The organism is Lutibacter sp., assembly GCF_041596795.1.
In the GTDB taxonomy this organism is placed as follows: Bacteria; Bacteroidota; Bacteroidia; order Flavobacteriales; family Flavobacteriaceae; genus Lutibacter.
Genome location: NZ_JBFHHX010000115.1, coordinates 1 through 10,511 on the forward strand (window position 1 = coordinate 1; position 10,511 = coordinate 10,511).

The 10,511-nt window shown below is 29.4% G+C and carries 9 protein-coding genes; 4 read left to right on the forward strand and 5 right to left on the reverse strand.

Translation table 11 applies throughout. The annotated features are described in order from the left end of the window. From ABY298_RS12155 to ABY298_RS12170, 4 genes are all read left to right on the forward strand, one after another. Positions 1 to 315 (forward strand): RNA polymerase sigma factor (locus ABY298_RS12155; RefSeq protein ID WP_372746329.1); only part of this gene is annotated, 315 nt, incomplete at its 5' end. Then, complete coding sequence (locus tag ABY298_RS12160; protein WP_372746330.1) at positions 305 to 847, forward strand: hypothetical protein; 543 nt, start codon at positions 305 to 307, stop codon at positions 845 to 847. The genes ABY298_RS12155 and ABY298_RS12160, both read left to right, overlap by 11 nt. Positions 848 to 857: 10 nt before the next feature. Beyond that, positions 858 to 1,907 carry a hypothetical protein gene (locus ABY298_RS12165; protein ID WP_372746331.1) on the forward strand — a complete coding sequence of 350 codons (1,050 nt, stop codon included), beginning with the start codon at positions 858 to 860 and terminating at the stop codon, positions 1,905 to 1,907. Between the two features lie 12 nt (positions 1,908 to 1,919). Then, a complete protein-coding gene (locus ABY298_RS12170) occupies positions 1,920 to 2,642 on the forward strand; it encodes a head GIN domain-containing protein (protein WP_372746332.1) in 723 nt (240 codons plus the stop codon). Positions 2,643 to 2,761: 119 nt separating this feature from the next. Here ABY298_RS12170 and ABY298_RS12175 read toward each other — a convergent pair whose 3' ends face one another. The 5 genes from ABY298_RS12175 to ABY298_RS12195 all read right to left on the reverse strand — a co-directional run bounded on the left by ABY298_RS12175 (position 2,762) and on the right by ABY298_RS12195 (position 10,492). Then, positions 2,762 to 3,937, reverse strand: a complete 1,176-nt coding sequence (locus ABY298_RS12175; protein ID WP_372746333.1) for a GlmU family protein — start codon at positions 3,935 to 3,937, stop codon at positions 2,762 to 2,764. Positions 3,938 to 4,001: 64 nt separating this feature from the next. After that, the gene (locus tag ABY298_RS12180; protein WP_372746334.1) at positions 4,002 to 4,376 is read right to left on the reverse strand and encodes a hypothetical protein; all 375 of its coding nucleotides are present in this window, start codon (positions 4,374 to 4,376) and stop codon (positions 4,002 to 4,004) included. 76 nt (positions 4,377 to 4,452) lie between these two features. Continuing rightward, on the reverse strand, positions 4,453 to 7,983 hold the full coding sequence (gene nifJ / locus ABY298_RS12185) for a pyruvate:ferredoxin (flavodoxin) oxidoreductase (protein WP_372746335.1): 3,531 nt from the start codon (positions 7,981 to 7,983) through the stop codon (positions 4,453 to 4,455). A 369-nt stretch (positions 7,984 to 8,352) separates the two neighbouring features. After that, on the reverse strand, positions 8,353 to 9,633 hold the full coding sequence (locus ABY298_RS12190) for a deoxyribodipyrimidine photo-lyase (RefSeq protein WP_372746336.1): 1,281 nt from the start codon (positions 9,631 to 9,633) through the stop codon (positions 8,353 to 8,355). A gap of 163 nt (positions 9,634 to 9,796) precedes the next feature. Continuing rightward, the gene (locus tag ABY298_RS12195; RefSeq protein WP_372746337.1) at positions 9,797 to 10,492 is read right to left on the reverse strand and encodes a lycopene cyclase domain-containing protein; all 696 of its coding nucleotides are present in this window, start codon (positions 10,490 to 10,492) and stop codon (positions 9,797 to 9,799) included. Positions 10,493 to 10,511 lie beyond the last annotated feature (19 nt).

Here is a 10,511-nt window from a genome sequence, read left to right on the forward strand (position 1 = left end):
GTAATACATAAAAGTATTACAGCTTTAAAAAAGAATAAAAAATTTGAAACAAAATTGTTAGAAAATTTTACAATTTGTGAAGATGAAAATAATGAAAATGAAGATTTTAGTGAAGCAAGTTGTAAAGAAATTCTTGAAAAACTAAATAAATTAAAAACAAATTACAAAGTGGCTTTTACCTTACACTATATTGAAGGCTATGATTATGAAGAAATTGCTCAAATTATGAATATTACTTATGAAAATAGTAGAACTACAATTTCCCGAGCAAAAACGAAACTAAAACAACTATTAGCCTTACACTATGAAAAATAATTTTGAACATATTTGTAAAAATCTTGAAAACAAATTTGATATTGAAGAGCCAAACGTTGGGCATTTTGAAAGATTTGAGGAGAAATTAAAACAACAAAAAAAATATACTTCAAAAAAAATAAATAAGAGTCTGATTTTGCTACCAATTGCCGCTTCAATTATACTTTTTATTGGAATTTGGATTGGTAAATCTTATACAAACAATGGTTTAGAATTGGCAAGTATATCGCCTAAAATGGAAGAAACACAAAACTACTTTGTTACAACTATCCAAAAGGAATTAGAAAACGTAGCACTAGAACGAAACAGCGATACCGAACAATTAATTAATGATGCATTACTACAACTTAATAAGCTAGAAACACACTACAAAGTACTTACTTTAGAGCTACAAGAAAGTACCGAAGATAAAAGAATTATTTACGCAATGATTTCTAATTTTCAACAACGCATTGAATTATTACAAAGCTTATTAGCTCAAATTGAAGATGTTAAACAATTTAAAAAACAACAAAATGAAAACCAGGTATAAAATATTACTCTTGATAATTCTACTACCAATAACAATTTCTGCTGGAATTAAAGATGGAAAATACACTAAAAACAAAGTGGTTAAAAAGGATTTTAGCGTTTTAAAAGATGCCACTTTAAACGTAACCAACAAATATGGAAATATTGATATTGTAACTTGGAATGAAAACACCATTAGCATTGTGGTAAGCATTACTACAAATGGAGATGATGAAGAAAAAGTAAAAGAAAAGTTAGATGCCATTTCTATAGATTTTTACGGAAATAGCAACAATGTTTCTGCAAAAACAATTATTGAAAAAGTGTCAAATTCTTGGAGTTTTTGGGGGAAAAATAATAATGTTAGTATGGAAATTAATTACTTAATTAAAATGCCAATAACTAATAATGTAAACTTAATCAACAATTATGGTGGCATAAACATTAATAAATTAGAAGGAACTTCAAAAATTAACTGCGATTATGGAAAGTTGAACATTGGAGAATTATTAAACCCTAATAATTACATAGACATTGATTACACCAATAATTCTAAAATTCAATATATGAAAGATGGCGAAATAAATGCTGATTATTCTTCTTTGCACATTGAAAAATCTGGAAGAACAAAACTAAATGCAGATTACTCTCATATTTCTTTTGGAATGTTGGTAGACTTAGATTTTAATTGTGATTACGGCGATTTAAAAATTGAAAATGTTGGAAATATAAAAGGAAACAGTGATTATATGCATACCACTATTGGTAAATTAAATGGCACTGCAGATTTTATAATAGACTATGGTTCCTTAAAAATTAGTGATTTAAGCAGCAATTTTAAACTTGTAAAAGTGCAGTCTTCCTATACGCACATAAAACTTGGACTAACTCCTGCAAATGCATTTAACATAAATGCATCTTTAAGTTATGGAAGTATAAAAGGAACAAACGGATTTAATTTTAACAAAGAAATTAGCAACACTACCACTAAATATTACGAAGGATATTATAACAAACCAACATCTAACTCTACAATTTCCATAAAATCAAGTTATGGAAGTGTAACATTTTCTAACAACTAAAAAATTAATAGTATGAAAAAAATAGCAAGTGTATTAGTCCTACTTATTTTAAGCGCACAACTAAGTGCTCAAATGTATTCAAAAAAAATAAAAGGAAATGGCAATAGCACCACAACCGAGAGATCTGTTTCTGATTATGATAAAATTGGTGTTGCAGGAGCATTTCATATTACTTTATTAAAAGGAAAAGAAGGAAAAATAACTATAAAAGCAGATGAAAATTTATTAGAATATATTATTACTGAAGTTGAAAATGGTGAATTAAAAATTAAAACTAAAAAAGGTTACCAAATACAAACTAAAAATAATATTGAAATAACTATTCCTTTTGAAGATATTGAATCCGTTGCTTTAGCGGGTTCGGGAAAAATAACTTCTAAAGATATTATTAATACATCCAACTTAAATTTATCACTTTCTGGCTCTGGAGATTTAACTTTAAAAGTTGCTACCAAAAATTTAAATTCCAATACTGCAGGTTCTGGAAATATTACATTAAATGGTTACTCCAATAATTTTAATTTAAGTATTGCTGGTTCTGGAAACGTAAATGCGTACAATTTAAAATCTGACATTGCTACAATTAAAATTGCAGGTTCTGGAAACGCAAAAGTAACTGTTATAAATGAAATTCACGGTTCATCTGCTGGGTCTGGAAATATATATTATTATGGAAATCCAACCATTGTAAAAGTTAAATCTGTTGGATCTGGTTCTGTTAAAAAGAAAGGATAAATTATTCATGAACAATAAAAAAGCTAGTTAATCTAAACTTGATTTAGATTAACTAGCTTTTTATTTATATTAGAATGTTATTCTGAACCAAGTCCAATTATAACTAATAATCCTAATGCTTAAAAATTTCTATACTTTTTAGTTGATTCAAAAATATGTTCTAGTATTTTCTGTTCTTTTTCATCAAAATCTAAATCACGTCTTTTAAAAACCAGTTTAGCAGTTTCTAGTGCTTTATTAATTTGATAGGTTGAATAACCTGCTGATCCTCCCCAACTAAACGATGGTACAAAATTTCTTGGAAAATTACTTCCATAAATATTTGCACTTACTCCTACTACAGTTCCTGTATTAAACATCGTATTTATGGCACATTTGGAATGATCTCCCATAATTAAACCACAAAATTGAAGTCCTGTTTTTGCAAAATTATGAGTCTCATAACTCCACAATCTAACCTCATCGTAATTATTTTTTAGGTTCGAGTTATTAGAGTCTGCACCAATATTACACCACTCACCTAATACCGAATTTCCTAAAAAGCCTTCGTGACCTTTATTAGAATATCCAAAAATAACCGAATTATTAACTTCACCACCAACTTTACAATATGGACCTATTGTTGTTGCTCCATAAATTTTTGCCCCCATTTTAATGGTAGATTCTTCTCCTAAACTAAACGGACCTCTAATTAAACTTCCTTCCATTATAGAAGCGTTTTTACCAATATAAATAGGACCTGAACTTGCATTTAAACTTGAATAAAGTACTTCAGCGCCTTCTTCAATAAAAATATTTTCTTTATTAATTACGTGAACATCCTTTGGAATTGGTTGAGATTTTCTTCCTTCGGTAATAATTTCAAAATCAGCTTTAATAGCTGCATCATTAAATGAAAAAATATCCCACGTATTTTTAATTTGAATTACATCTTCAGTAAATTCAATAATTTTATACGAATCAAAATTAACCTCATCTTGTGTATCATTTGTATAAAATGCAATAACTTCCTCTCCTTTAAAAACAGCCTGATTTTGAGAAAGTTCTGAAATTATTTCAGCTAAATTTTTTGTAGGAAGAAACGAAGCATTAATTAAAATATTTTGCTCCATTTCCACCATTGGAAATTTTTCTTCTAAATAATCTTCAGTAAGTGTAGTGGTTGTAAAGCCCAGATATTGCTCCCATTTTTCTCGAATTGTTAATATACCAACTCTTAAATCTGCCACTGGGCGAGTGTATGTTAAAGGCAATAAAGATGCTCTTACAGTACCGTCAAATAAAATATAATTCATTAGAAACTAATTTTTACAAATGTACAGTAAGTTTTTACTTCTTCAAACCAAAAAAGTGCCAATCTTATAAGGCTTTTGCTTTTTTAAGGTATGTATCAATACTATCAGCTGCATCAAAACAAGCGCTAACTGAATTAATTTCAGAACAATATCTAGAATCAATTGGTTGGTTTTTACAACCTATAGCACTTAAATCAATTTTACTAAAACCGCTATCAACACTTACACATTTTTCAAATAAAGTAGCAATGGTATCATTACCATCTAGTTTTACATTTTTTGAAACTAAAAATCCTTTTAAGTAATTTTCAATAGCAAATTGCGAATTTTTACAAACAGAATAGCTAACAAAATCTTCTGATGGTTTAAATAATTCTTCTTTTGCTTCGGTTAATTTTTTTGCTGCTTCTTTAAAAAAAGCTTTTGATCTATCATTCATATCTAATAGTTTTTAAAAAATTAAAAAAAGTGCTGAATACAAAAATGTAAACAGCACTTTTTTGGTTAATCAAAAATTATAAATTTTTATACAACTCTAATCTTTCCCATTGAGAATCTACTTGCTCTTGTGCTTTTTCTAAAAGTACTCCTGCCAATTCTGGGTTTTCCTTAACAACTCTTGTAAAACGAGTTTCTTTATACATAAAGTCTTGAAGAGGTGTAGCAGGCGCTTTTGAATCTAATCTAAATTTCTTTCCTTTTTCTGATAAAGGATTAAATCTAAATAATGGCCAATAACCTGTTTCAACAGCTTTTTCTTGATGTGAAGCTCCGTCTTTTAAATCGTAACCGTGCTCTCCACAATGTGCATAAGCTATAATTAATGATGGTCCTGGATATGCAGCCGCTTCTTCAATTGCTTTTAATGTTTGGTTGTCTTTTGCACCTATTGCAATTTGAGCAACATATACATTTCCATAAGAAACTGCTTGTAAAGCTAAACTTTTCTTAGATGTTAATTTACCATTCATTGCAAACTTTGCACTTGCTCCCATTGGTGTAGCTTTAGAAGCTTGTCCACCAGTGTTTGAATATACTTCAGTATCCATAACTAAAATATTGATATTTTCTCCTGAAGAGAATAGGTGATCTAAACCTCCGTAACCAATATCATAAGCCCAACCGTCTCCACCAAAAATCCAAACGTCTTTTTTACGTAAGTACTCAGAAAGGTTTCTTAGTTTTTTAGCATCATAAGTATCAATTGTATTTAAAATACCATTTAACTCATCTATTTGTTTTAGTTTTTGCTCTTTTAAAGTTTCATCAGTTTCAGCATTGTTTAAAATATCATTAACCAATGTGCTTCCAATTACACTTTCTAAAGATTTTAACAAATCAACAGCAATTTCTTGCTTTTTAGATAATGCCAATTTCATACCTAAACCAAACTCAGCATTGTCTTCAAATAATGAATTTGCCCAAGCTGGTCCGTGTCCTGCTTTATTTTTGGCATAAGGTGTTGTTGGTAAATTAGCTCCGTATATAGATGAGCAACCTGTTGCATTTGCAATTAATATACTATCTCCATATAGTTGAGTAATCATTTTAATATAAGGAGTTTCTCCACAACCTGAACAAGCTCCAGAGAACTCAAATAATGGTTGTAAAAACTGTGATCCTTTTACTGTTGAAGTTACCAATTGTTTTCTGTCGTAATCTGGTAAATCAATAAAGAAATCCCAATTTTTATTTTCAACTTCTTGTACGCTACGCTTATCAGCTAAATTAATAGCAAATGTATTTGCAACTGTTTTACTTTCGGCTGGACAAACAGCAACACAAAGGTCACATCCTGTACAATCTTCTGGTGAAACTTGTAACACATAGCTTTCAGTTTTACTATCAAAAGGTCTTCCTTTTGCTGGTACATGTTTTAATGTTGATGGTGCATCTACTAATAAATCGTTTGAAACAACTTTTGCTCTAATGGCAGCGTGCGGACAAATTGCAACACATTTGTTACATTGTGTACATAAATCTGCGTCATCCCAAGTAGGTACAACAGTTGCAATACCACGTTTTTCGTATTGTGTTGTAGCTGTTGGGAAAGTTCCATCTACTGGAAATGCACTTACTGGTAAATCGTCACCATTTCCTGCTAATATTGTTCCTAATACGCCAGTAATAAACGGATCTGTTGTTCCACTTAATAAAGGTAATAAACCATCTTCATTAGTTGTATGACAAGGGTACTCTACTTTTTGAAGATTTTCTAATGCAGTATCTACTGCTTTAAAGTTCATTTGTACAACTTTATCTCCTTTATGAGAGTACGATTTTACAATGGCATCTTTAATTTTTTTGATAGCTTCATCTTTTGGTAATACACCAGAAATAGCGAAGAAACATGTTTGTAATACTGTATTTGTACGCTTACCTAATTTAGCCGCTTCAGCAACTTTAGTTGCGTCAATTACATAAAATTCTATATTATTTTCAATTATTCTTTTTTGAATAACACTTGGTAATTCTGCCCAAATTTTATATTTTGAAAATGGCGTGTTCAATAAGAATGTACCTCCTTCTTTTATGTTTTTTAGAATATCATATTCATACACAAAATTAGGTTGATGACAAGCAATAAAATTAGCTTTATTAATTAAATAGCTTGAGTAAATTGGTTCTGGTCCAAAACGTAAATGCGAGATTGTTTGTGCTCCTGCTTTTTTAGAATCGTAAACAAAATATCCTTGCACATAATTATCGGTAGTTTCACCAATAATTTTAATAGAGTTTTTATTTGCTCCTACTGTACCATCAGATCCTAAACCATAGAACATACAGTTAAATGTAGATTTTTTTGTTTTGAAATAAGGGTTAATTGGTAAACTAGTATGTGTAAGATCATCATTAATACCTACAGTAAAATGATTTTTTGGTTTTTTGTTTTCTAATTCATCAAAAATACCTTTTACCATTGCTGGTGTAAATTCTTTTGAAGAAAGTCCGTAACGACCACCAACAATTGTTGGCATAGCCTCTCCGCCTTCAACAAATGCAGTAACTACATCTAAATATAATGGTTCTCCAATACTTCCTGGCTCTTTAGTTCTGTCTAAAACAGCTACTTTTTTAACTGATTTAGGTAATTCTTTTAAGAAATCACTTACAGAGAATGGACGGTATAAACGCACAAATAAAGCACCTACTTTTTCGCCTTGCTCAACCATTGTATCAATAGTTTCTCTTACTGGTCCTTCTCCAGAACCCATAATAATAACTACTTTTTCAGCCTCTGGATGACCTATATAATAGAATAAGCTATATTTTCTTCCTGTATGCTCATAAAACTCATCCATTGTTTCTTGTACAATTCCTGGAACGTTATTGTAATAGGTATTACAAGCTTCACGCGCTTGGAAAAATACATCTGGATTTTGAGCTGTACCTTTAATTGTAGGATTATCCGAATCTAATGAACGTTTTCTGTGTTTCATTACTTCTTCCTCTGGCATCATTGCTTTAATAACAGAATCTGGAATAGCATCTATTTTAGAAATTTCATGTGATGTTCTAAATCCATCAAAAATATTCATAAATGGCACTCTACTTTTTAAAGTAGCCACTTGAGATATTAATGCAAAATCGTGCGCTTCTTGAACACTGCCGGCAAATAACATAGAAAAACCAGTTGCACGGGCAGACATTACATCTGAATGATCTCCAAAAATAGATAACGCATGAGTTGCTAAAGTTCTTGCAGCTACATGTATAACCGATGGTAATAATTCACCAGCCATTTTATACATATTAGGTATCATTAACAACAACCCTTGCGAAGCCGTAAAAGTTGTAGTTAATGCTCCAGCTTGTAATGAACCGTGCACAGCACCTGCAGCACCACCTTCGCTTTGCATTTCAACAATACGTGGAACGTTGTTCCAAATATTTTTTCTACCTTGAGAACTATAAACATCCACGTGCTCTCCCATAGGCGAGGCTGGTGTTATAGGATAGATAGCACAAACTTCATTTGTTTTGTGCGCAACAATAGCAACTGCTTCATTAGCATCACAAATTAATTTTGAATTCTCTTCTTTCATTTTACTTTATATTTACACTATTAAATTTGCAAAAACATTAAATTATTTACATCAATTTTTACAAATTTTGATTATTATGTCTTTTAACTGAGGTAAAATTATATCAATCGTGTAAAAATTTTGATGATATATATCAGCTAAAAAAACGTTTTCGTAATTTAGAATTAGTACAAATTGAGAAGTTAAAATACTATTAATAAATTGGTTAAGCAGTTTGGTTAACCAATTTAAGTTTTGAATGTAACAAGATATACATTGGAAAACCAGTTTTTTTTTGGCGTATTTTTTAAATAATAAGATTTTTTGTAATAAAATTAAAAGTCAACTTTTATTTATATGTAAAAGCCCCTAATTTCAAAATTTATTGTTTTAAGAAGTTAATGAATTTTTCATTATTTCTAAATATCTATTGCGGGCAGTTTTATGCTCCACAATTTCTGGAATATTTAAGTAGTTTGGATTCCACTTTTTAACATATTTTAAATCTGGATCAAATTTTTGCTGTTGCGTAAGCGGATTAAACACTCTGTAGTAAGGAGCAGCATCGCAACCAGTACCTGCAACCCATTGCCAATTGCCATTATTTGCTGCTAAATCAAAATCTAACAACTTTTGGGCAAAATAGGCTTCACCCCAGCGCCAGTCTATTAATAAATGCTTACATAAAAAACTAGCTACAATCATTCTAACCCGGTTATGCATATATCCGGTTTTATTTAATTGCTGCATTCCAGCATCAACAATTGGATAGCCTGTTTTACCTTCGCACCATAATTTAAATTCTGCTTCGTTATTCCTCCATCGGATGTAATTATACTTTTCTCTAAAATTTTGATGTACAACTTTTGGAAAATGATACAGAATTTGCATAAAAAATTCTCGCCAAATAAGTTCACTTGTAAATATTGCGTTGCTTTTTATTGAAAACTTAATCAAGTTACGAATACTTACAGTTCCAAAACGTAAATGAACAGATAAATTAGAAGTTGCTATTGAAGGAATATCTCTGGTTTTTGAATATTCTGCAATACAATTATTATTATAGGGCAGAACTTTTATATCACTTGATTGAAAGCCTATTTCATTTAAAGTAGGAAAACTAAAATTATCTTTAAGAAAGTTTTGTAAATAGTTTTCTGAAGGAAATGACTCTATACTAGTTTCTGAAAAAAGCTTCAACCATTTATTTTTATAAGGTGTATAAACTGTATAAGGTAAACCATCATCTTTAACAACCTCGGCTTGTTCAAAAATAACCTGATCTTTAAATGATTTAAACTTTACTCCTTTTTCTTCACAAAAGTTTTTTAGTTTTAAATCTCTTTTAATAGCGTAAGGCTCGTAGTCCTTATTTAAGTAAACTTCTTTAATTATATATTTTTCAAAAAGATTTTTCCAAACATCAAAAACAGTTCCCTTTATAATTTTAAGAGAACTTCCTTCGTTTTGCAACTGTGTATTTAAATTATTTAAAGTTTCATAAATAAAAGAAACTCTTGCATCGTTTTTTGGTAATTCATTTAAAATATCATCATCAAAAATAAAAATGGGTAACACTTTAAAACCAGATTGTAAAGCATTATACAATCCACAATTATCGTGCAATCTTAAATCTCTTCTAAACCAAAAAATGGCAACTTCTGTTTTCATTTTAAAATAATTTTCTTAACTTTTTATTATATCACATAATCACAACGCTAACCTCAATTTATTTTAAGATCTCAACTAATATTGGATTCCAAAAATGTGTGATTCTGAAACAAGTTCAGAATGACGGCTATATATCTGTTTTTGTCAATAAATAAAACAACTATCAACCCATTTTTTTATTAAATTTAGCTTTAAACTTTTCTATTAATATTAAATTGGCAAAAAGCATACTAAACGCATAAAACGCATCTTCTATAGGAATTGTAAATAATCGGATTCCTAAATTTTCAGCATTGTTATACCAAACAACTTCATTATGAATAAAACTTCCGGTAAGAATTCCATTTACAATAAAAAACGGAATTAATATCACCAAAAAAGTGATATAGAATTTTTGTAAAATACTATTTTTTGTAAAATAAGAATACATTAACAATAGTGCAAAAACAAGTAAATTAACCAAAGTATACCATTTATTTGTGTTAAACATTATAATAACAACTGATAAAATGACCAATGTAATTGTTATATAATTGGTGATTTTTTTTGATAACTGAAGTTTTGGAAAAAAATAATCAACAGCATAATGGGTAAAAATACTTGCGTAAGGAATACAAATAAAAAACAAAATTTCTTCTAAAGGAAGTCCTAAAATGGTAAAATTTATATGGTACGTTGGGTTAAATCCCCAAACTCCCATTTTTGTAAACCATACATCCCAAATTAAAAAAAAGAACGCAACAATAAAAATGGATAAAAAAACAGCTTTCCACCATTTTATAAAGCGCATTTTCTTTTCAAAACTGTAAATAAATGGAATACTAAATGATGCTATATTTAAAATTAAATACAGGCTCATTACAAGTTAAAATATTTAA